Genomic DNA, 296 nt, shown 5'->3' with positions numbered 1-296 from the left:
TCTCTACTTACATTGTCAAAAACCACGACATCATTGGTATGGAAGATTTGCAAGTGTCAAATATGTTGAAGAACCGTAAGTTAGCGAAAGCAATTCGTGAAGTATCATGGTCGCAATTTAGAACGATGTTAGAATACAAAGCAAAGTGGTATGGCAAACAGGTAGTAACTGTGTCTAAAACCTTTGCAAGCTCTCAATTATGTTCAGTTTGCGGTTACCAAAACAAAGACGTTAAGAATCTCAACCTACGTGAATGGGATTGTCCTTCTTGTGGCACACATCACGATCGAGATATG

At 38.9% G+C, this 296-nt stretch carries 1 protein-coding gene; it reads left to right on the top strand.

Translation table 11 applies throughout. From position 1 onward, the window contains the following. A partial coding sequence (locus MR056_RS22035; protein WP_242136738.1) for an RNA-guided endonuclease TnpB family protein occupies nucleotides 1-296 on the top strand: 296 nt, incomplete at both ends.

Origin of the sequence: Bacillus cereus group sp. BfR-BA-01360 (assembly GCF_022663595.1) — a bacterium.
In the GTDB taxonomy this organism is placed as follows: Bacteria; Bacillota; Bacilli; order Bacillales; family Bacillaceae_G; genus Bacillus_A; species Bacillus_A cytotoxicus.
This window is presented reverse-complemented; position numbering and strand designations above follow the sequence as displayed.